Annotated in this window: 1 protein-coding gene; it reads right to left on the bottom strand. The window is 67.6% G+C overall.

Annotated elements, in window-relative coordinates; all coding sequences use genetic code 11:
- A partial coding sequence (locus tag EXE42_RS17860) for a glycosyltransferase family 2 protein (protein WP_275938247.1) occupies positions 1-253 on the bottom strand: 253 nt, incomplete at both ends.

The raw sequence follows: 253 nt of genomic DNA, 5'->3' as shown, positions 1-253 counted from the left end.
CGGCGCCTCGGTGTACACGGTCCCCTCGCTGGCGTGGATCGAGAACCCGGCTTTGAGGATCGCGATCGTGAGATCGAAGTCCTCGGTCACGGTGTCGGCGCTGTAGCCTTGGACCGCTTCGAGGACGTCCCGTCGGAACGCCCCGAGAGAGCCGGGGACGACGGTCACGGCGCCGAACAGGTCGAACGCCCGTCGGAACGTGTTGATCCCGACGACGTACTCCAGCGCCTGGAGGTCGGTCACCAGCGACCCG

It is taken from the genome of Halorubrum sp. SP3, assembly GCF_005435195.1.
GTDB classification, from domain to species: Archaea; Halobacteriota; Halobacteria; order Halobacteriales; family Haloferacaceae; genus Halorubrum; species Halorubrum sodomense.
This window is presented reverse-complemented; position numbering and strand designations above follow the sequence as displayed.